General features: G+C 62.1%; 20 protein-coding genes. 13 read left to right on the forward strand and 7 right to left on the reverse strand.

The window, feature by feature from the left end:
- Nucleotides 1-12: 12 nt before the first annotated feature.
- Together NKH23_RS07640 and NKH23_RS07645 are read left to right on the forward strand one after the other, a co-directional pair.
- Nucleotides 13-609 (forward strand): methyltransferase family protein, encoded by a 597-nt coding sequence (locus tag NKH23_RS07640; RefSeq protein ID WP_352912483.1) that lies wholly within the window; start codon nucleotides 13-15, stop codon nucleotides 607-609.
- Nucleotides 610-638: 29 nt separating this feature from the next.
- Nucleotides 639-1,034 carry a (R)-mandelonitrile lyase gene (locus NKH23_RS07645; RefSeq protein WP_352712989.1) on the forward strand — a complete coding sequence of 132 codons (396 nt, stop codon included), beginning with the start codon at nucleotides 639-641 and terminating at the stop codon, nucleotides 1,032-1,034.
- 6 nt (nucleotides 1,035-1,040) lie between these two features.
- Here the strand turns inward: NKH23_RS07645 and NKH23_RS07650 are convergent, their stop codons facing one another.
- Nucleotides 1,041-2,243 carry a pyridoxal phosphate-dependent aminotransferase gene (locus NKH23_RS07650; protein WP_352912482.1) on the reverse strand — a complete coding sequence of 401 codons (1,203 nt, stop codon included), beginning with the start codon at nucleotides 2,241-2,243 and terminating at the stop codon, nucleotides 1,041-1,043.
- Nucleotides 2,244-2,446: 203 nt separating this feature from the next.
- Here NKH23_RS07650 and NKH23_RS07655 point away from each other — a divergent pair, with 203 nt between their 5' ends.
- The 3 genes from NKH23_RS07655 to NKH23_RS07665 all read left to right on the forward strand — a co-directional run bounded on the left by NKH23_RS07655 (nucleotide 2,447) and on the right by NKH23_RS07665 (nucleotide 5,069).
- Entirely contained in the window at nucleotides 2,447-3,340 is an 894-nt protein-coding gene (locus NKH23_RS07655) for an EAL domain-containing protein (protein ID WP_352912481.1), read from the forward strand.
- A complete protein-coding gene (locus tag NKH23_RS07660; protein ID WP_352912480.1) occupies nucleotides 3,337-4,191 on the forward strand; it encodes an EAL domain-containing protein in 855 nt (284 codons plus the stop codon). The genes NKH23_RS07655 and NKH23_RS07660 overlap by 4 nt, the downstream gene beginning before the upstream one ends.
- Nucleotides 4,192-4,460: 269 nt before the next feature.
- Complete coding sequence (locus tag NKH23_RS07665; protein WP_352912479.1) at nucleotides 4,461-5,069, forward strand: glutathione S-transferase family protein; 609 nt, start codon at nucleotides 4,461-4,463, stop codon at nucleotides 5,067-5,069.
- Nucleotides 5,070-5,182: 113 nt separating this feature from the next.
- Here the strand turns inward: NKH23_RS07665 and NKH23_RS07670 are convergent, their stop codons facing one another.
- The 3 genes from NKH23_RS07670 to NKH23_RS07680 form a co-directional block, all read right to left on the reverse strand.
- On the reverse strand, nucleotides 5,183-5,437 hold the full coding sequence (locus NKH23_RS07670; RefSeq protein ID WP_352683820.1) for a type II toxin-antitoxin system RelE family toxin: 255 nt from the start codon (nucleotides 5,435-5,437) through the stop codon (nucleotides 5,183-5,185).
- Nucleotides 5,434-5,634 (reverse strand): hypothetical protein, encoded by a 201-nt coding sequence (locus NKH23_RS07675; RefSeq protein WP_352637184.1) that lies wholly within the window; start codon nucleotides 5,632-5,634, stop codon nucleotides 5,434-5,436. Before NKH23_RS07675 ends, NKH23_RS07670 begins: the two co-directional genes overlap by 4 nt.
- 277 nt (nucleotides 5,635-5,911) lie before the next feature.
- A complete protein-coding gene (locus NKH23_RS07680; RefSeq protein WP_023678332.1) occupies nucleotides 5,912-6,124 on the reverse strand; it encodes a cold-shock protein in 213 nt (70 codons plus the stop codon).
- Nucleotides 6,125-6,423: 299 nt separating this feature from the next.
- Between NKH23_RS07680 and NKH23_RS07685 the strand changes: the two genes are divergently transcribed.
- The gene (locus NKH23_RS07685; RefSeq protein WP_023719370.1) at nucleotides 6,424-6,750 is read left to right on the forward strand and encodes a hypothetical protein; all 327 of its coding nucleotides are present in this window, start codon (nucleotides 6,424-6,426) and stop codon (nucleotides 6,748-6,750) included.
- Between the two features lie 51 nt (nucleotides 6,751-6,801).
- Here the strand turns inward: NKH23_RS07685 and NKH23_RS07690 are convergent, their stop codons facing one another.
- Complete coding sequence (locus tag NKH23_RS07690; protein WP_352912477.1) at nucleotides 6,802-7,371, reverse strand: methylated-DNA--[protein]-cysteine S-methyltransferase; 570 nt, start codon at nucleotides 7,369-7,371, stop codon at nucleotides 6,802-6,804.
- A 207-nt stretch (nucleotides 7,372-7,578) separates the two neighbouring features.
- Here NKH23_RS07690 and NKH23_RS07695 point away from each other — a divergent pair, with 207 nt between their 5' ends.
- The 6 genes from NKH23_RS07695 (at nucleotide 7,579) to NKH23_RS07720 (ending at nucleotide 11,767) form a co-directional block, all read left to right on the forward strand.
- Nucleotides 7,579-8,349: a transglycosylase SLT domain-containing protein gene (locus NKH23_RS07695; RefSeq protein WP_352912476.1), complete on the forward strand. Its 771-nt coding sequence runs from the start codon at nucleotides 7,579-7,581 to the stop codon at nucleotides 8,347-8,349.
- Nucleotides 8,342-8,830 (forward strand): GNAT family N-acetyltransferase, encoded by a 489-nt coding sequence (locus NKH23_RS07700; protein ID WP_352912475.1) that lies wholly within the window; start codon nucleotides 8,342-8,344, stop codon nucleotides 8,828-8,830. The genes NKH23_RS07695 and NKH23_RS07700 overlap by 8 nt, the downstream gene beginning before the upstream one ends.
- 346 nt (nucleotides 8,831-9,176) lie before the next feature.
- Complete coding sequence (locus tag NKH23_RS07705; protein ID WP_352912474.1) at nucleotides 9,177-9,560, forward strand: DUF6152 family protein; 384 nt, start codon at nucleotides 9,177-9,179, stop codon at nucleotides 9,558-9,560.
- The gene (locus NKH23_RS07710; RefSeq protein ID WP_352912473.1) at nucleotides 9,561-10,025 is read left to right on the forward strand and encodes a DUF6644 family protein; all 465 of its coding nucleotides are present in this window, start codon (nucleotides 9,561-9,563) and stop codon (nucleotides 10,023-10,025) included.
- A 50-nt stretch (nucleotides 10,026-10,075) separates the two neighbouring features.
- On the forward strand, nucleotides 10,076-10,699 hold the full coding sequence (locus tag NKH23_RS07715) for a hypothetical protein (protein ID WP_352912472.1): 624 nt from the start codon (nucleotides 10,076-10,078) through the stop codon (nucleotides 10,697-10,699).
- Nucleotides 10,700-10,918: 219 nt separating this feature from the next.
- Nucleotides 10,919-11,767, forward strand: a complete 849-nt coding sequence (locus NKH23_RS07720) for a hypothetical protein (protein WP_352912471.1) — start codon at nucleotides 10,919-10,921, stop codon at nucleotides 11,765-11,767.
- Nucleotides 11,768-11,845: 78 nt separating this feature from the next.
- Here NKH23_RS07720 and carB read toward each other — a convergent pair whose 3' ends face one another.
- Both carB and NKH23_RS07730 read right to left on the reverse strand, forming a co-directional pair.
- Nucleotides 11,846-15,349, reverse strand: a complete 3,504-nt coding sequence (carB, locus tag NKH23_RS07725) for a carbamoyl-phosphate synthase large subunit (RefSeq protein WP_352912470.1) — start codon at nucleotides 15,347-15,349, stop codon at nucleotides 11,846-11,848.
- 305 nt (nucleotides 15,350-15,654) lie between these two features.
- Nucleotides 15,655-16,500 (reverse strand): SH3 domain-containing protein, encoded by an 846-nt coding sequence (locus NKH23_RS07730; RefSeq protein ID WP_352978485.1) that lies wholly within the window; start codon nucleotides 16,498-16,500, stop codon nucleotides 15,655-15,657.
- A gap of 280 nt (nucleotides 16,501-16,780) precedes the next feature.
- Here NKH23_RS07730 and NKH23_RS07735 point away from each other — a divergent pair, with 280 nt between their 5' ends.
- Nucleotides 16,781-19,192: a DNA/RNA non-specific endonuclease gene (locus tag NKH23_RS07735; protein ID WP_353034419.1), complete on the forward strand. Its 2,412-nt coding sequence runs from the start codon at nucleotides 16,781-16,783 to the stop codon at nucleotides 19,190-19,192.
- Nucleotides 19,193-19,242: the final 50 nt, after the last annotated feature.

Consider the following 19,242-nt stretch of genomic DNA (forward strand, 5'->3'; position numbering starts at 1 on the left):
GGGACCCTGATGATGGAATCCACGCTCGACCTTCTCGTCTCGATCAGCAGCATCGCCACGCTCGGCCAATATGCCTGGTCGATGCGCGCGCATTTCCAGTCGCCGAGCATGTCTCAGGGCGCGATGATCATTTCGGCCGTCGTGGTCGGCACGGCGCTGTTCTTTCTTGCACTGCTGTGGATCGAGCGGCAGCCGGTGGCGGCGAAGATCGGCGGGCTCGCCATCGAACTGGCAAGCTCGGCGCTGTTCTGGTGGGCGATCTCGGTCTCCCGCAAGGCGCGGCTGCGTTTCGCGTTCGATCCGGACAATCCCGACAGCCTGGTGACCGAAGGCCCTTATCTCCATGTCCGTCATCCGTTCTACACGTCCTACATCATCTTCTGGATCGGATGGGGTATCGCGACCTGGTCGGTCTGGGCGGTGGTGCCGGTCGCCGGTATCGTTGCGATCTATGTGATCGCAGCCTTGGACGAAGAACGAAAATTTTCGCGGACAAGGTTGGCCGACGCCTACGACGCCTACCGCAGGCGCACCGGCCTGTTTTGGCCGCGCCTTGCCCGCAGCCGGCAGGACATGCAGCCGGCGTCGGACGAAAGTGGTAGGCTCTAGACACTGGATTGGATCGAGGACTTGCGACGATGAAGATTATTGCCTGCGGCAGCGTGCCGACGATCGTTGCGCCGGAGACATATTTTACCGGCCGGGTTTTGCAGACGCCGATCATCGAGAAAGAGGCGCCGGCGCGGCTACGCGCCACGCTGGTCAGTTTCGAGCCCGGCGCCCGCACCCACTGGCACACGCATCCGCTCGGCCAGACGCTCTACGTCACGTCCGGTGCCGGTCTCGCGCAAAGCTGGGGCGGCCCGATCCAGGAGATCAGGGCCGGCGACGTCATCTCCTTTGCGGCCGGCGAAAAGCACTGGCACGGCGCCGCGCCCAAATCGGCGATGACCCACATCGCCATGCAGGAGGCACTCGAGAGTGTGCATGTCGATTGGCTGGAGAAGGTCAGCGACGAGCAGTATGGCGGCTGAAACGTCTCAGGCCAGCGAGGCGGTGAAGCGCTGGATGCGCGTGCAGGCCTCTTCGAGCAAGGCCTCCGACGTGGCGTAGGAGATGCGGAAGTTCGGGCCGAGGCCAAAAGCCGAGCCGAAAACGACCGCCACGCCCTCGGCCTCGAGCAGTTCCGAGCAGAAGGTTTCGTCGCTGTCGATCACCTTGCCGCTCTTGGTCTTCCTGCCGATCAGCTGGGCACAGGAGGGATAGACGTAGAACGCACCCTCCGGCGACGGGCAGGTGATGCCGCGCGCCTGGTTGAGCATCGAGACGACGAGATCGCGCCGGCCCTGGAAAATCACCTTGTTCTTCGGGATAAAATCCTGCGGGCCGTTCAGCGCTTCGACCGCCGCCCATTGGGCGATGGTGCAGGCGCCGGAGGTCTGCTGGCCCTGGATCATGTCCATCGCCTTGATCAGCGGCACCGGGCCTGCCGCATAGCCGATGCGCCAGCCGGTCATGGCATAGGCCTTCGACACGCCGTTCATCGTCAGCGTGCGCTCATAGAGCTTAGGCTCGACCTCGGCGATGGTCTTGAAGACGAAGTCGCCATAGGTCAGGTGCTCGTACATGTCGTCGGTCAGCACCCAGACATGGGGATGCTTCAACAGCACGTCGGCAAGGCTCTTGAGCTCCGCCTCGGTATAGGCGGCGCCCGAGGGGTTGGACGGCGAGTTCATCAACAGCCATTTGGTGCGCGGCGTGATCGCCCTTTCCAGCACGGCCGCCGTCAGCTTGAAGCCGTTGTCGATGGACGTGTCGGCAAAGGCCGAGGTGCCGCCGCAGATCGCCACCATTTCGGGATAGCTCACCCAGTAGGGCCGCGGGATGATCACCTCGTCGCCGGGGTTCAGCGTCGCCATGAAGGCGTTGAACAGGATCTGCTTGCCACCGGTGCCGACGATGGTCTGGTCCGGCCGGTAGTCGAGATTGTTCTCGCGCTTGAACTTTTTCGCGATCGCTTCGCGCAGCGGCACGATGCCGGAGACCGGCGGATATTTCGTCTCGCCGCGGCGGATGGCCTCGATCGCGGCGTTCTTGATGTTGTCGGGGGTGTCGAAGTCCGGCTCGCCGGCGCCCAGCCCGATCACGTCACGGCCGGCGTTTTTCAGCTCGCGCGCCTTCTGCGTCACTGCGATGGTCGCGGAAGGCTTTACGCGGGAAAGGACGTCGGCAAGAAAGGCCATGAGAAATATCTCCAGAAAGGACGGGCGCGGCGAAGGCGCCGCGGCGCCTCTCATGTCGCATCGTTTTGCCAAGCGCAAGCCCAGCGCAGGCATTGTCGAATGAGCCAGCGCGCAATGCTGGCAACAATAAATTCATCAACGATCGGTAAAAGCTTGAACGGCAGGACCGTAGCCGGTCCGCCAGTCTCGCACAGCGAGGAACCGTGACGCGCAGCATCGGGCTTGCCCATATCATCCGCCATGATGACGGCACCGCCAGCGGTGTCTGGGGGGTCTATACGCTGCAAAGCGCGTTCCAGCCGATCTTCGCCTTCAACAAGGGCAAGCTTTCCGTCGTCGCGTTCGAGGGGCTGATCCGGCCGTTCCGCGAAGGCGAGCCGCAGCCGCCAACGAGTTTCTTCAACAGCTGTCCGGCGGTCGACCGCCTGCATATCGAGGCGCTGACAAGGACGCTGCACCTTCTGAACGCCGGCGCCTGCCTGCCGCGAGACGCCTCGATCTTCATCAACTTCGATCCATCGGTGTTCACCGACCGCAGCATCGCCGACAAGGCGCTGCGCGACATGCGGCTGGTGCTGCACGAGGCCGACATCGATCCGCGCCGCGTCGTCTGCGAGGTCACCGAGCAGAAATCGGCATCGCAGGAAACGCTCTACAATTTCGTCGAGGCGCTCAGGGGCAATGGTTTGCGCATTGCGGTCGACGATTACGGCGCCGACGAGTCCGACATCAATCGCATCAAGGAACTCAGGCCCGACATCGTCAAGTTCGATGCCGACTGGATCATGACGCTGATGGAATCCGGTGCCGGCTTCGCCTTGCTGACCGCCATGGTGACGAGCTTCGAAGAGCAAGGCATCCGTACGGTGTTCGAGGGCATCGAGACGGGCTGGCAGCTCGAGCTCGCCGAAAAGTCGGGCGCCTCGATGGTGCAGGGCTATGTGCTGGCGCGCCCCGAGCTTGCGCCGACCAGCTTCCGCGTCTTCGACAAAAGCGGGCAGGCGGCTGCGGTGTCGGCCGATACGGAGAAGGTTTCTGCGGCCGTTTCGCCATCGCGACGGCCGATGCGGGCCTTTGGCCGCAGGGTGGCATCGTGACCGGGCAAGCCGACATGCGGCGCAAGGTCGGCGAGGCGATCTTTGCCGACGAGGTCGGCATCGAATATGGCGTCTACGGCGCATTCCGGCTGAGGAGCGCCTACCAGCCGGTCTTCGCGCCCCGCGGCAGGTTTCTCGCCGCCGTCGCGGTCGAGGGACTGATCGAGCCGCATCGTGCAGGCAGGCCGATGGCGCCGCAAATCTTCTTCGAAGATGTGCCGACTGCGGATCGGCTGTTTGTCGAAACCATGTGCCGGGTGCTGCATTTGCGCAACTTCCGCAACATCGGCGTCGACGGGCTCGACCTGTTCTTCAACTACAATCCGCTGATCAACGATGACCCCGCACGGGCGCTGGCCGAAATCAGGCTGATGACCAGGCATCTGGCGGATTTCGGCCTGCATCCCGGCATGCTGGTCTGCGAGATCACCGAGCAGGCGGCCGGCGACAAGGTGCTTGTCAGCCTGGCGCGTGAGATGCGGCGCGACGGCGTCCGCATCGCCATCGACGATTTTGGCACCGGGCATTCGACGGAAGAAAGGGTCGCCCTCGTGCAGCCCGACATCGTCAAGATCGACGGCACCTGGTTCGCCGAATTCTGCCGCCATGCCGCCGCCGAGCGGTTTTTCCGGCCGCTGGTTTCGACGCTGCACGACCGCGGCGCCAAGGTGCTGGTCGAAGGCGTCGAGAACGCCACGCATCTGCGCGTCGCGCTGGATGGCGGCGTCGACCTGCTGCAGGGTTTTTACCTCGCCCGGCCGGCGCTGGCCGGCACGCTGTTCGACGAGGAGCCGCTGTCGATCGACAGGCTGCTTGGCAGGGATAGCAACGTCGTCCCCTTGTTCGGCTAGGATATGCCGATATTCAAGTGATGCCGGCCTGCGAACGGGGGTCCTGCGCTTCCGGTGCTCACGTACCCAAAAGGTACGCTCCGCTCCGGTTCTCGGAACCCACACTTCTCGGCTCGGCCTGACTTGAATCTCGACATATCCTGAAATGCATCAGCGGCGCTGATGGTTACGCCAAAACAAATCACTGGATGAAGCCGCCGCTGCCGGGATAGAGGCTTGAGGCTGGATCAAGCCTTGAGACGGGTGGTTGCGAGCAAGGGGGAGCACCGATGATACTCTATGGAATGATCGACAGCGGCAATTGCTACAAGCCGCGCCTGTTGATGGCCAAGCTCGGCATCGCTTTCACCAATGTCGAGGTCAGCTCGCATACCGGCGAGACGCGCAAGCCCGACTATGTCGCAAAAAACCCGAACGCCATGGTCCCGCTGCTCGAACTCGACGACGGCCGGCGGCTGGCCGAATCCAACGCCATCCTGCTCTACCTCGCCGAAGGCACGCGGTTTCTGCCGGCGGACAGATACGAACGCGCGCTGGCCTATCAGTGGCTGTTCTTCGAGCAATACAGCCACGAGCCTTATATCGCCGTGCGCAGGGCGCTGCTGACCTTTCCAGAACGCGCGAAAGACGCGACACCCGATCGGCTGGCGGTGACGCTGGAGCGCGGCAACAAGGCGCTCGGCGTCATGGACAAGCACCTGGCCGGGAGCAGCTTCTTCGCCGGCAATGCGCTCAGCGTCGCTGACATCGCGCTCTATGCCTATACGCATACGGCCGAGACGGGTGGGTTTCAGCTCGACGCCTATCCGGCGGTGGCCGCCTGGCTGAAAAGGGTCGAGGCCGACCCGGGGCATGTGCCGCTGGAGTGGCTGCCTTAATTCTGTCCTCACGCTTGTCGCCGCTTCGCGGCTCGCTCCGGACGGGCGCGCCAACAGGCGCGATGCCCGGTCGCGCTAGCGGCTTTCGGCCCGTGGCGTGAATGGTCGCGCGGCTATTTCAGCAGGCGATCATATTCGGAATGGGTGCCTATCCAGAACCAGACCACGTCATCGTGGTCGCGAACAGCTACGGCGCGGTAGTTGATATCAACCCGCGCCGACCAGTAGCGCCCGACCTGTTTGAAATGCAACGACGGGTGGAACGGCTCAGAATTCAGTTTGGCGAAACGTCTGTTCGCCTTTGCTCTGATTAACGAGGGCAGTTTTGCGTAGGCCTCCCAAAACGAGGGAGTCGCAAAATGATTCACAGAGGCCGGGTCCGGCCGGCGCGATGATCAGCCAATGCCTGCTCGGCAAGCTTGTCCAGCCTGCCGCCCTTGGCGTCGGCTTCGAACTGACGGTCCCACATGTCGGCCTGCAGCGCCTCGAACCATGCGGCAAACGCCTTGAGCTCTTCGGGGCTTAGTTCGGCGACGGATTTCTCAATCTGTTCAAGCTTGCTCATCGGTCGATAGTACCATGACCGGGGCAAAAACACCATAAAGTGGTCCCATAGGACCAAGGCGGCGGTTCATCGGAATCCAAACAGCAAAAAGGCGGGACAAAATCCCGCCTTCCCATGCTTGGTAGCCTGATCGGGAGCGTTTTGGCCGGGCCGGCAGCAATCTGCTGCTTCGGCTTGTCGGGGTCTGTCGCTCCGGCGCGCTTCTCGCGCGACTGTCAGTACATCCGTGACTTGCCGCGCGCCCCGGGCTATCGCCCGGCGCGCGCCATTCGCAAAATCAGGCTGCCTTGCTCAGAGATCCAGCGGACGACTTGCCAGTGCGGCGGTCCTGCTCGATCTCGAAGTTGATCTTCTGGCCTTCGACCAGGGTCGACAGTCCAGCACGCTCGACTGCGGAGATGTGAACGAAAACGTCCGCGCCGCCGCTGTCAGGCTGAATGAAGCCGAAACCCTTGGTGGAATTAAACCACTTGACCGTACCTGTTGCCATTTCGATAGTCCTTTACGTTTGCTTTAGTTTGACGGGGCCGAAACCCAGCCGGTTTGTATCGAGATTTTGGAGATAGAACGTCAGCAAACGCGAATATCGCGAGGCCCGGATCGATCGGCCGAAATATCAATGGACCGCATATAATATGCTTTCGCGCGAAAAACAAGACGGGGCGGAAAATGGCGCGGCGGCAACGCTGCCCAACGGCCGCCCCAATCGCGTGAGAGCGTCGTTGTTGCGCGCCTGACGCGGGAGATCGCGCCTGCTTCGGGCGCGACCGGGTTTTGGGGAGAGGGGCCATGAAAATCGTTCTGCTTGCCGCTTGCCTGACGCTGGTGGCCGCCGAGGCGCAGGCGGTCTCGCGCTATGACCCGACACGCATGAGCTGCGGCAAGGTGCAGGCGACGATCGCGCGCGAGGGCGCGGTCATCCTGCGTTACAGATCGGCGCGCGTGCCGGGGCTGGCGCTCTACGACCGCTACGTGCGGAGCCAGCAATTCTGCGACATCGGCGAGGTCAGGGCGCGGGCCTCGGTGCCGAGCGCCGATACGAATTCCTGCACCGTCTACAAATGCAAGCGGGTGGAGATCGACCGCCGCTTCCGCCGGCGCCTGCTGCCGGATTAGGGGTTGAGACGACGTGCCGAGATGCCGGCCTCACCTGAACATCGATAAACCCTAGAACCCGAACGACACCTGCGCCGGCGGCGGCGGGCCGACGCGTACACCTTCCATGGCCAGCATCTTTTCCTTGGTGGCCGACCCGCCGGGTGCGGAAAAGCCGCCGATCTTGCCGCCGGCGGCAAGGATACGATGGCAGGGGATGACCAGCGGCACCGGGTTGGCGCCGAGAGCCGCGCCCGTTTCACGCGCCAGCCCGGCATGGCCGGCGCGTTTGGCCAGTTCGCCATAGGTGGTGGTTTCGCCGAAGCCGAGCTTTCGCGCCGCGTCATAGATCGCCAGGCGGAACTCGTCGACGCCGCTGAGATCGACCGGCACGTTGGAGAAATCGATATCCTCGCCGGCGGCGTAGGCCTTGATCGAGGCGATCAGCGCGGCAACCCATTGCGGCTCGGGCTTCGCTGCCTGGTCGGCGGCGGCATGGCGCAGCAGCCGGCGTTCCACCGCGTCGCGATTGCGCTGCGGCAGGCAGAGCCGGGTCAGTCCGGCGTCGCTCCAGGCGATGCCCATGAAGCCGAGCACGGTTTCGAAGACCGCGTGGCCGGCGGTGGCATGAGAGGCGTCCATGGCGTGCTCCTTTCCGGAATCCTTCGAAGTACAAATCCAGAACAATATCGCATTTCCCGGTCCGGCTCGCCACCCGAAAACCACCTTCTACCGCGGATTGCCGGGGGAAAGATGCTGGTGTAAGGACTTCTTAACACCCGACGAACCGGACCCGAGCGCCGCTTGCCAGCAAAATTCCTCTTTCCCGTCCTAGCGGCGGTGTTGGCCGTGGCCGCTCTCAGCGGTTGCACCTCGAATTCGCCGGTGACCCCGACGCCGGCCTTCACCGAAAATGCGACCAATACCGATGCCGGCTTTACGTTGGCGCTGCCCGACACGGTTTCGGTGCTGCCGGAGCCGTCCGGTGTCGCCCAGGTGGCAGGACTGCCGGTCGAGCCGGCCGCCGCCTTTGCCGGGCCGACGCCGCTGGCGGCTTTCGCCGTTATCACCACTAATGCCCAGCCAGCCATCGCAACGGCCGCTGTCGCCATGCCGGTCACCGAACAGACCGCCGCCATGCCCGGCGTTCAGCCGGTTTCCTACACGGTGCCGCAGAACCCGGCCGCCCTGGCCGCGACCGACCCCACCGAGGGCCGGTCGAACGCCGGGGGCCGCAGCGAGATCGAGCGGCTGATCGAGAAATATTCCGCGCTCTATCAGGTGCCGGTCGACCTGGTGCGCAGCGTCGTCAACCGCGAGAGCACCTTCAACCCGAAAGCCTACAACCACGGCCATTGGGGGCTGATGCAGATCAAGCACGCGACGGCGCGCGGCATGGGCTATGACGGGCCGGCGAGCGGCCTGTTCGACGCCGAGACCAATTTGAAATACGCGGTGAAATATCTGCGCGGCGCCTGGCTGGTCTCAGGCGGCAACCCCAAGCGCGCCGACCGGCTCTACCAGAGCGGCTATTACTACGACGCCAAGCGCAAGGGGATGCTGAGCGAAACCGGCCTCGGCAGCGACAGCCTGCGCCGCCGCATGCAGCCCGATGCCTGAGCCGCGCCCACCGGCGCCAAACGACATAAGACTGCGCAAGATCCTCGACGACACGCTCCTGGCGCCGCGCTGGCCCGAAGGTTTTTTCATGCGCGCCTTCGAAGCCGCCGATGCACTCGCTTTGCATACGCTGTTGACCGCGGTGTTCGACGACGGCGCCGATGGGCCGTTCGACGAGTGGTGGCCACGCATTTCGGGCGACGCGGACTTCGATCCCGCTTTGTGTTTCCTGGTCATCGACGGCAAGGGCCGGCTGGCCGGCGCTGCGCTCTGCTGGACGCGGGCTTTCGTCAAGGACCTTGCCGTCCACCCCGAGGCGCGCTGCAAGGGCATTGCCGAAGCGCTGATGCGTCACGCCTTTGCGGTATTTCAGGCAAGGGGCGCGGCGCATGTCGATCTCAAGACCAACACGGTCGAGAACGCGGCTGCGGTGCGGCTTTATCAGCGGCTGGGGATGATCGAGGTGGATTGGGCGGGGTGAGGTTCGGGGCAAGCGCCTCGGTAAGTGCGGCGATGTTCAGCAGAGGCTCCGACGCTCGAAGGTAACGGCATGGATCCTAGGGTCTCCGCGACGTCGCTTCGCTCCTGCTCCGCCCTAGGATGACGAAGGTACAGTGGCATAACGCTAATCGCGGACGTTGGAGATTGGCTGGAAACCTCCCCTCGCTTCGTCATCCTAGGGCGGAGCGAACGCGAAGCGGAGCGCAGACCCTAGGATCCGTTCCGTTACCATGGCTGTGGAGCGCAGCGACCCAAAAGGCCCTCATGTGATTTGACGCTGCAGCGCGCTGACCTACCCTTTTATGCCGGAACCGAGGAGACGAGCGATGCTGTCACCTTTCAACCGGAGCGTCACGCTGGCGGCGGCGGTGATCCTTGTCGCCGGCACCGCAGCCTATGCCCATCATGGCTGGTCGTGGACGCAGGACGGATTCTTCGAACTCAAGGGCAAGATCACGGCCATCTATATCGGCAATCCGCACGCCACGCTGGATGTCGACGCCGAGGGAGCGGTCTGGCGAGTGGAGATGGCGCCGCCGTCCCGCACGATCGCTGCCGGCTTCACGGAAGGTGTCGCCAAGGTCGGGGACGAGGTGACCGCGATCGGCCATCGCTCGCGCGACGAGAGCGAAAAGCGCATGAAGGCAGTCCGCATCATCGTCGGCGGCAAGACCTATGACGTCTATCCCGACCGCGTGCCGCCGGCCTGAATGGACGGGTTTTTCGCTGGCATCGAGCAACTCGCGCTTGTGCGGGGACTGAAGGCCTCCTTCGTCGCCTACCCCATCGTCAATGCGCTGCACATCATGGCGATCGGCGCGCTGCTGACCAGCGTCTGGCTCATGGACCTCAGGGTCCTCGGCGTCTTCCGGTCGCTGCCGCAGGCGGCGTTCGTCGCGCTACTGCGCCGCACCGCATTGGGCGCGTTTGGCGGTGCGCTTGTCACGGGATCGCTGCTGTTTTCGGTCAGGGCGAGCGAGTATGCGGCGATGCCGATTTTCCTCGCCAAGATGACCCTCATCCTCCTCGCCGGCGCCAATTTTCTTGTCTTCATGCGCCGTGCAAAAGGCGGTGACGAGCCGGCCGGTAGGGCCACGGCCGTGCTGGCTGTGCTTTCGCTGGTGCTGTGGACGTCCGTGCTGTTTGCGGGGCGGTTTATTGGGTTTCTCGGCTAGGCCGAGTGTCCATTATCCAATTCGCCCTTATAGATATGGACAACGTCTACGTGGACACAAAAGATATTGCAACTTATCCGGAATGTGTTATGCCTATCCGTGAAAGGATGGCTGCAATGAATGGAAAGCGGTCCCGCGAAGCCCTTCTGGAGTTCCTCGACTACCTTGCGAGGAAGGGCTTAATGAACAAGACGACTGCTCGCTCGCGCAAAGCGTCAGCGAACAAAGTTCTCTCTATACTTGAACGCGATGAGGCGGAAGACGTTACAAATGTAGATCTTGATCAGCTTCTTGTTAGATTTTCGAATATTTCCGGGTCAAATTATACGCCTGATAGCCTAAACACGTACAAGAGCAGATTAAAATCCGCGATTGATGATTTCAAAAGTTATCTAGACAATCCAATGTCTTTTCGACCATCGATCCAGTCGTCCGGAAGGAAATCTACAGAGCGCCAGAAATCGACCAATACTATTGATAACGGCACTCCGGAAAGGCCTTCGCAAAAAATATCGCCCATCTTTCCAATGGCGCCACCTACTTCGGTCTCAATATTACCGATTCCTATTAGGCCGGACTTGACGGTTCAGGTGCAAGGCCTACCCTACGATCTGACACCTGCAGAAGCGAACAAGATTGCAAATGTAATACGCGCGATGGCGTCTACGGATTGATTCCCGGTCCAAACGGGAATTAAGCTCAGCTTTTGCTGGGCCCACGAGGAGCCGCTGGCTCGGTGTCCAAAACCGATGTCCAGCGGCCCCTCCACAGCTCCGACAGGTCGAGAGCAACACAGGCTAGCTTTTATTCTAACTTTCGACAATCCTATTTAAGACTTGGTATTGTGTGCCGTCTAGTTGATAGGAAAGCTCTCGTATAAATGGATGCCACATATGACGGCGCCTGATCCGACTCGCCAAACGGAAGCTTGGAAGGAAATTGACGGTATCTTTGCTGACGCCAAAAATACATGGCTAATCCATTATTCATGCGAAAGCTTCTACGACCGGGTTGACGGACGTTCGCCCAGGGTGACTTCAGTTGCGGTTCGCAAACTTAGCGACGCGCAAACCCACTCATTTTCGATTCATCAGGTTGCTGAACGCCAAGGCGTAGCATTCGCCGAGATTGAACAACACTATGATCGGCTGGAGCGAGTCATGCTCGATGCGTTCTTTTCGTTTGTGGGATCATATAGGAATAGTCATTTCCTACATTGGAATATGCGCGACGCCAACTACGGCTTTGCCGCTATCGAACACCGATATACCGTTCTTGGTGGAGCGCCGGTGGTTATCGACGACGATCGAAAGCATGATCTTTCAAGATTGATCATCAATATCTATGGAAAGGGGTATATCTCGCATCCTCGAATAGAGTCGCTAATCGCTAAAAACCATATTCGTCCTCTGGACTTCATGACTGGAGCTCAAGAGGCGGCGGCCTTTGAGCAGAGGAATTTCTACGGGCTTCATCAGTCGACTTTGCGTAAAGTCGATATTTTCGCGAATTTTGCGACGTTGGTGAAAGATCGAGATCTCCGAACTGAGACGGGCTGGTGGGAGATGCATGGTGGCCGGCTTAGAACTCTCTACAATCTCGTCGTTGAAAGCAAACTTCTATCGTTCATTGCAACATTGATCGGCATTGGTACGCCTCTCGCCGCCGTATGGTGGCTATTTTGGCCCTCAATCCAGATATTCCTGTTGGCCGCTTGGTCGACAATCTCGGAATTGCTGTGAAATGCGTAAACGAGGCTTCCTATCAGGGATGCATTAAAGGCTGCGGCTGCCTGCTGGCCACCTCAGCACTACTTTAGATCAACTAAAATACTCCTGCAGCGGCCGCACTTCCAAACTCCCCGCCCGTAGCGCCGCAATCGCCTCGGCCACCGCAGCGGCGCCCGACAGCGTCGTGTAATACGGCACTTTCTGCATCAGCGTCGCCCTGCGTAGCGATTTCGAGTCCGACACCGCCTTCTGGCCGTCCGTGGTGTTGAAGACGATCTGGACCTGGCGGTTGCGAATGGCGTCCTCGATGTGCGGGCGGCCTTCCAGCACCTTGTTGATTTTCTCCGCCGCGACGCCGTTCTCGGCGAGGAAGCGGGCGGTGCCGGAGGTGGCGAGCACCTTGAAGCCCTGGCCGGCAAGGCGCTTGACCGCCGGCAGGATGCCTTTCTTGTCTTCGTCGCGCACGGAGACGAACAGGGTGCCGGAGCGCGGCAGGTCGACGCCGGCGCCTAGCTGGCTCTTGGCGAAGGCGAGCGCGAAGTCGCGGTCGAGGCCCATGACCTCGCCGGTCGAGCGCATTTCCGGTCCGAGCAATATGTCGACGCCGGGGAAGCGGGCGAACGGGAACACTGCTTCCTTGACCGCGATGTGGCCGGGATTGCGCGGGTCCGGCATGGCGCCGTAATGGGCGAAGGCGTCTTCCAGGCTTTCGCCCGCCATGATGCGGGCGGCAATTTTGGCGATCGGCCGCCCGATGGTCTTTGCGACGAACGGCACGGTGCGTGATGCGCGCGGGTTGACCTCAAGCACATAGACGGTGCCGTCCTTGATCGCATATTGCACGTTCATCAGTCCGCCGACATTGAGTGCGCGGGCAAGGGCGGCCGTCTGCCGCTCCAGCTCGTCGACGAGCTCCGAAGGCAGCGAGTGCACCGGCAGCGAGCAGGCCGAGTCGCCCGAATGGATGCCGGCCTCCTCGATGTGCTCCAATATGCCGGAGACGTAGGTCGACCTGCCGTCGCAGAGGCAATCGACATCGACCTCGATGGCGCCTGAGAGATAGGTGTCGAACAGCAGCGGGTTCTTGCCGAGCAGCGTGTTGATCTGGCCGGTCTTGTCGTTGGGGTATTTCTGCTTGATGTCCTCCGGCACCAGGCCGGGCACGGTGTCGAGCAGGTAGGATTGCAGCATGCTCTCGTCGTGGATGATCTGCATGGCGCGGCCGCCGAGCACATAGGACGGGCGCACCACCAGCGGGAAGCCGAGCTCGCCGGCGACGAGGCGGGCCTGCTCGACCGAATAGGCGATGCCGTTCTTCGGCTGGCTGAGGCCGAGCTTGTGCAAGAGCTTCTGGAAGCGGTCGCGGTCCTCGGCGAGATCAATCATGTCGGGCGAGGTGCCGAGGATCGGGATGCCGGCTTTTTCCAAAGCATCGGCGAGCTTGAGCGGCGTCTGGCCGCCGAACTGGACGATGACGCCGACCAGTTCGCCCGATGCCTGTTCGGCGCGCAGGATCTCCAAGACATCCTCCGGCGTCAGCGGCTCGAAATAGAGCCGGTCCGAAGTGTCGTAGTCGGTCGACACGGTCTCCGGGTTGCAGTTGACCATGATCGCCTCGAAGCCGGCGTCGCGCAGCGCGAACGCGGCATGGCAGCAGCAATAGTCGAACTCGATGCCCTGGCCGATGCGGTTGGGGCCGCCGCCGAGGATGACAACTTTTTTGCGCGACGAGACCTGCGCCTCGTTGGCAAGCGCGCCTGCAAACGGCACTTCATAGGTCGAATACATATAGGCGGTGGGCGAGGCGAACTCGGCGGCGCAAGTGTCGATACGCTTGTAGACGGGATGAACGTCGAGCTTGTCGCGTATCTTCTGGATCTCTTCGACATCCTTCCTGACCAGGGACGCGAGGCGGGCATCGGAGAAACCCATCGCCTTCAGCATGCGCAGATTGGCGGCGTCCTCCGGAATGCCGTGCTCGCGGATGCGCGCTTCCATGGCGAGGATGCCGGCGATCTGCTCGAGGAACCACGGGTCGATCTTGCACATTGCGTGCACGTCTTCCAGCGAGGTGCCCATGCGGATGGCCTGCGCCACCATGCGCAGCCGGTCGGGCGTTGGCGTGCCCAGAGCGGCGCGGATAGCGTTGCGGTCATCGACATGGCTGGCTGGCGCGTTCCCGTGGCCGATGCCGGGGATCTCGATTTCGTCCAGACCGGTCAGGCCGGTCTCCAGTCCACGCAAGGCCTTCTGCAGCGATTCCTGGAAGGTGCGGCCGATGGCCATGACCTCGCCGACCGACTTCATCGAGGTGGTCAGCACCGGTTCGGCGCCGGGAAACTTCTCGAAGGCAAAGCGCGGGATTTTGGTCACGACGTAATCAATGCTCGGCTCGAACGAGGCCGGCGTTGCTCCGCCGGTGATATCGTTCTCCAGCTCGTCCAGCGTATAGCCGACGGCGAGCTTGGCGGCGATCTTGGCGATCGGGAAGCCGGTCGCCTTGGAGGCCAGTGCGGACGAGCGCGAGACGCGCGGGTTCATCTCGATCACCACCAGGCGGCCGTCGGCCGGGTTGACGGCGAACTGCACGTTGGAGCCGCCGGTCTCGACGCCGATCTCGCGCAGCACCGCGATCGAGGCGTTGCGCATCATCTGGTACTCTTTGTCGGTCAGCGTCAGGGCAGGGGCGACGGTGATCGAGTCGCCTGTATGCACGCCCATCGGGTCGATGTTCTCGATCGAGCAGATGATGATGCAATTGTCCGCCTTGTCGCGGACGACCTCCATCTCATACTCCTTCCAGCCGAGCACGCTCTCCTCGATCAGCACTTCGGTGGTCGGCGAGGCGTCGAGGCCGGACTGGACGATCTCGTAGAATTCGGCGCGGTTGTAGGCGATGCCGCCGCCGGTGCCGCCCATGGTGAAGGACGGGCGGATGATGGCGGGCAGCCCGACATGATCGAGCGCTTGTGCTGCGATCGCCATGCCGTGGCTGATGTAGCGCTGCTTGCGGTCGCCCTCGCCGAGGTTCCAGCGCGTTTCCAGCGCGTCGAGCGCGGCGTCGAGATTTTCGGGCTTCTCGGCCTTCAGCGCGGCGCGCTCGGCCTCGTGTGTCTTGCGGTCGGCATTCTTGACGTCGGTGGCATTGGCCAACATCGACTTCGGCGTTTCCAGGCCGATCTTGTTCATCGCCTCGCGAAACAGCGCGCGGTCCTCGGCCTTGTCGATGGCCGTGGCGTCGGCGCCGATCATCTCTACTTGATAGCGGTCGAGCACGCCCATGCGGCGCAGCGACAAAGCGGTGTTGAGCGCGGTCTGGCCGCCCATGGTCGGCAGCAGCGCGTCGGGCCGCTCCTTAGCGATGATCTTGGCGACAACTTCCGGCGTGATCGGCTCGATGTACGTAGCGTCGGCCAGTTCCGGGTCAGTCATGATGGTGGCCGGATTGGAGTTGACCAGGATGACGCGAAAACCCTCTTCCTTGAGCGCCTTGCAGGCCTGGGTGCCGGAATAGTCGAACTCGCAGGCCTGGCCGATGACGATGGGGCCGGCCCCGATGATCAGGATCGACTTGATGTCGGTGCGTCTTGGCATGTCGAGGGTCCGTTCGGCGGGCGGCTTGCACAAAAAGCCGGACGGGATGACCCGGCCGGTTGTGCTCGCGATTCTGGTATCAGGCTAGGAGGGCCTTATAGGGAAGAGTTTTGCCGGATGTAACCCCGAAAATGAGGGAGTAGGGGAGTAGGGGAGTAGGGCAGTAGGGCAGTAGGGCAGTAGGGGAGTAGGGGAGTAGGGCAGTGGGGCAGTGGGGCAGTAGGGCAGTAGGGCAGTAGGGCAGTAGGGCAGTAGGGCAGAGGTTCGAGCGCCCTTTAAACATATTGCCCTAGTGCCCTACTGCCTTATTCCCCTAACCCAGCCAACTGATCCGTGATCTCGAAACGCTCGGAAGCACCGATACGGATGATGTTGAGGCTGCCCTCGCGGGTGAAGCGGAATTCGCCGGGTGCGTCCGCACTGGCCGGCTTGCCGGCCTTGAAGCTGATGATGCGCGTGCCGCCGTCGGGCCAGGTCACGGTCACGTCGATCTTGTCGCCCGTGCGCGCGACGCCTGCCTTGCAGCTGGTCATCGGCTGGCCGAGATAGCGCGCGCAGGGGATGGCGTTGCCAGCACCTGGGACCGGTGTCCCCGGCGGCTGCAGCCGTGCAACGGTCTGTGCGTCGGGCGGAGGCGCCGCGTTGGCCGCGCCGAAATTCTGGACGGGACCCACTGCTGCGGGCGCCGATCCATCAACCTGTCCAGTCGACGGGTTTCCAGCGGCCAGGGCCAGGCGGTAAGCATCCTCGATCGCCACCCTGCCGATTGAGTCAGCGGAGTTCAGCGGCGTTTCGGGAGCGGCCGCGCCGAGGCGCGTTGTCAGATCCGGCAGCGGTTGAGAGGCAGGGTTCTCCGCACTGGCCGCCACCTGCGGTGTCACTTGCCGGGGATTGATGGGGTCGAGATAGCGCGCCGGAGCCCATCCGCTCAGCTTCGGGTCGTCGATGTCTTGGACTTTGCACCACTTGTAGCCGCTGACGTCGCCGCAGCCGAGATTTTTCACGCTCGAACCACTCGGTAGCCGTGCCTCGATCTTGCCCATGGCCGATGCCGTGGCGCGCACGTTCAGGAGGTCATCCGGAGCGAGACCCGTCACAATCGAGATGATGGGCTCCGGCTCCTGGCCGGTGGCCGGCAGCTCCGCCAGCATCAGCGGAGCGGCAATCACCGCAAGCAGCGTCGTCGGGAGTGTTACTGTGCGCCTAGTCATCTGCCACGGGCGGTAGGTTCAATTGCCGAAGGCGCGGCTAGGCACGAAAGCGCCATCGCACGCCAGCCGGTTTTTATAGGCGACGAGGCGGCGCTGTGTAAGCCCGAAAAGGGGCCGCGTGTTGAATCGCGACCAGGCCACTTCCGTAAACTACAGCCGGCAAAATATTGCACATTTCATGTAAATATGCACTCTCTCAAGTAAGGTTGAGGAGGGCAATATGGTCGACCTTGAAATATTTGCACAGGTGGAAAACATAGTTCGCCAGCGTATCAAGAAAACGCGCGCCGAGATTGAGGCTTCACTTGGTCACATCGCCAACGGCAATCCGCTGGCCGCCGAACAGACCCTCTCCAGGCGCCTCGACAGGCTGCAGGTAAAGGCGTCGCTCAGCCGCACCGAAGCGGAGATGATATCGGCAGCGATCGACATGAGGTCTGCCGGGGAAAGAAAGGCCGCCGCCAAACAGCCAGGACCTGAGGCAATTCTCGGCCCAACGCTCGATTTCATCGGGGTCGCATTTCTGGAGCGTGGGCGCCGTGTGGCCGATGCGGTCGGCCGCGTTGCCTTTCTCAACGGCAATCCACAAGGATCGGGTTTCCTGGTCGGACCAAGGCTGTTCCTCACAAACAACCATGTGATTTCGTCGCCGGCGGATTCCCGGCGCTTCCAGGTCCAGTTCGATTATGAGCAGGACGGTGCGAATGCCGTGCGTACGCCGACGACGTTCCTGTTCGATCCCGAATCCTGTTTCGTGACCGATAGCATAGAGGGTCTGGACTATACGCTGATCGGGGTCGGCGAGCGGCGTTCAGGTCCAAAGGAACTGGGGGAGTTCGGTTTTATCTCGCTGTCGGACGCGCGCGACAAGCATATGCTTGGCGAAATCGCCAACATCGTTCAGCACCCCGATGGCCGCTTCAAGGAACTGGTGCTGCGTGAAAACCGGCTGGTGGCCCGCGACGAAACGGTGCAAGTGCTGCACTATGTCGCCGACACCGAACAGGGTTCGTCCGGCTCACCGGTCTTCAACAACGAATGGGAGCCTATTGCCCTGCATCATTGGGCCGGGCCGTTCCACGAGGTGACGGGCATAGGTGGCTATGCGCTTACGCGCGAGATCAACGAAGGCATACGGATCAGCGCCATCGTTGACGATCTCAGCACTAGAAAGACCAGGCTACCGGGCTCCTCGGCATCGGCGGTTTCGCAAGCTCTGGCGATTTGGGCCGGCACGCCGCGCATGATGGACGAGACAGTTCGGCTGAACGCCGACATTCGCGAAGATGTGCCGGACAAGCCGGTGCAGCGGCCGGAACCCGATCGCAATCCGCCGGCGACGAGACACAACGCCGATGGCTCGGTCACCTGGACTTTTCCCGTCGAGATAAATGTCCGGGCGCCGTTAATCGACGGCGACGGAGGCGATGCAAGACGAAACGACGGCAAGAGCCCGGCAAGCGAACCCGCGAAGGTAGCCATCGCCGAGGCAGCGGGTTGGAAAACAGAGGACTTCGACGATCGTGGAGGGTATGAGCCCGGCTTCATACCGGGCTTTGTCCTGCCAATGCCGACGGTTGCCGATTCACCCTTCCGGTTGGCCAAAAACCTTCTTGCCAAACCGGGCGAGGACCCACACGAATTGCGCTACCATCATTTTTCGATCTTGATGAACGCCGATCGCAGGCTTGCCTTCGTCACCGCCTGCAATATCGATGGATCCCGCACCAAGGCGGTAAATCGTGAGGACAAGACGGTCATCGACAACCCGTCGCTTGTCGAATTGGGGGTGGAGTCGATTTCCGGTTCGGAAGCCAGCGATGCTTTCCGGCCCGATCGCCGCATCGACCTTGGCGAGCAGATGACCCAGGAATTCTATTCGAGCCAGAATGTGCCTGGATTTCCTGTCGCAAAATCCAAGGAACGAATAGCCCGAATGTTCCAGAAGGGTCATATCACGCTTCGCGGCGACCCTGCATGGGGGGTGGATCAGGAGGCGGTCGCGGCAGAACGCGACACGTTCTTCTATCCCAATGCTGCGCCGCAAGTCGGCTTCTTCAATCAGGGAAGCTCGCTTAACCATCCCGGCTCCAAGGGGAAACTGAGATGGCGCGCGGTGGAAACCTATGTGCTGCGCAACGCCTACACGACCCGAGGCCGTGTCACGGTGTTTGCCGGGCCAGTGTTCCGCGAGGACGATCCTCCCTACCGCTTCGACAGCCATGTTCCGCTGAAGTTCTGGAAGATCGCGGTGTGGTCCGATCAAGCTGGCCTGCGCGCCATCGCGCTGCTGGCGGACCAGAAGCCGGTTTTGGAAGTGATGCCCGAAGCGTTCGGCGAGCGTGCCGAGGCATTCGATGACCCGCTTGAAATTGCCAGGGTATCGGAGTTTCTTTCGACGGTGGCCGAGATCGAACAGCTGACCAGCCTGAACTTTGGCCAGCAGGTGCGCGACGCCGACATTCGGGCCGGTTCCGAATCGGTTCCAGCACAGACTTTCAACCCAACGCAACTGGCGCCCAAGCCGACACGGCCAAAGGCTTCATCGCCCAAGACTTCGACGCCCAAGACTTCGGCGGCCAGCACCCGACGTCCTGCCAAGCGATCGAAGCGATCCGCGTCGGACAACTGAAGATTGGACCGGCCGCAGCTTCTGCCGCTCGAAGGCGGTCATCCGTTCGG

The sequence above is a fragment of the Mesorhizobium sp. M1328 genome (assembly GCF_040318075.1).
Lineage (GTDB): Bacteria > Pseudomonadota > Alphaproteobacteria > Rhizobiales > Rhizobiaceae > Mesorhizobium.

What these genes read in the sequence shown, in the direction of transcription:
- NKH23_RS07640 (WP_352912483.1), top strand. Translation starts at nt 13, where the DNA reads ATGGAATCCACGCTCGACCTTCTCGTCTCGATCAGCAGCATCGCCACG.
- NKH23_RS07645 (WP_352712989.1), top strand. Translation starts at nt 639, where the DNA reads ATGAAGATTATTGCCTGCGGCAGCGTGCCGACGATCGTTGCGCCGGAG.
- NKH23_RS07650 (WP_352912482.1), bottom strand. Translation starts at nt 2,243, where the DNA reads ATGGCCTTTCTTGCCGACGTCCTTTCCCGCGTAAAGCCTTCCGCGACC.
- NKH23_RS07665 (WP_352912479.1), top strand. Translation starts at nt 4,461, where the DNA reads ATGATACTCTATGGAATGATCGACAGCGGCAATTGCTACAAGCCGCGC.
- NKH23_RS07675 (WP_352637184.1), bottom strand. Translation starts at nt 5,634, where the DNA reads ATGAGCAAGCTTGAACAGATTGAGAAATCCGTCGCCGAACTAAGCCCC.
- NKH23_RS07680 (WP_023678332.1), bottom strand. Translation starts at nt 6,124, where the DNA reads ATGGCAACAGGTACGGTCAAGTGGTTTAATTCCACCAAGGGTTTCGGC.
- NKH23_RS07685 (WP_023719370.1), top strand. Translation starts at nt 6,424, where the DNA reads ATGAAAATCGTTCTGCTTGCCGCTTGCCTGACGCTGGTGGCCGCCGAG.
- NKH23_RS07690 (WP_352912477.1), bottom strand. Translation starts at nt 7,371, where the DNA reads ATGGACGCCTCTCATGCCACCGCCGGCCACGCGGTCTTCGAAACCGTG.
- NKH23_RS07700 (WP_352912475.1), top strand. Translation starts at nt 8,342, where the DNA reads ATGCCTGAGCCGCGCCCACCGGCGCCAAACGACATAAGACTGCGCAAG.
- NKH23_RS07705 (WP_352912474.1), top strand. Translation starts at nt 9,177, where the DNA reads ATGCTGTCACCTTTCAACCGGAGCGTCACGCTGGCGGCGGCGGTGATC.
- NKH23_RS07710 (WP_352912473.1), top strand. Translation starts at nt 9,561, where the DNA reads ATGGACGGGTTTTTCGCTGGCATCGAGCAACTCGCGCTTGTGCGGGGA.
- NKH23_RS07720 (WP_352912471.1), top strand. Translation starts at nt 10,919, where the DNA reads ATGACGGCGCCTGATCCGACTCGCCAAACGGAAGCTTGGAAGGAAATT.
- carB (WP_352912470.1), bottom strand. Translation starts at nt 15,349, where the DNA reads ATGCCAAGACGCACCGACATCAAGTCGATCCTGATCATCGGGGCCGGC.
- NKH23_RS07730 (WP_352978485.1), bottom strand. Translation starts at nt 16,500, where the DNA reads ATGCTGGCGGAGCTGCCGGCCACCGGCCAGGAGCCGGAGCCCATCATC.
- NKH23_RS07735 (WP_353034419.1), top strand. Translation starts at nt 16,781, where the DNA reads ATGGTCGACCTTGAAATATTTGCACAGGTGGAAAACATAGTTCGCCAG.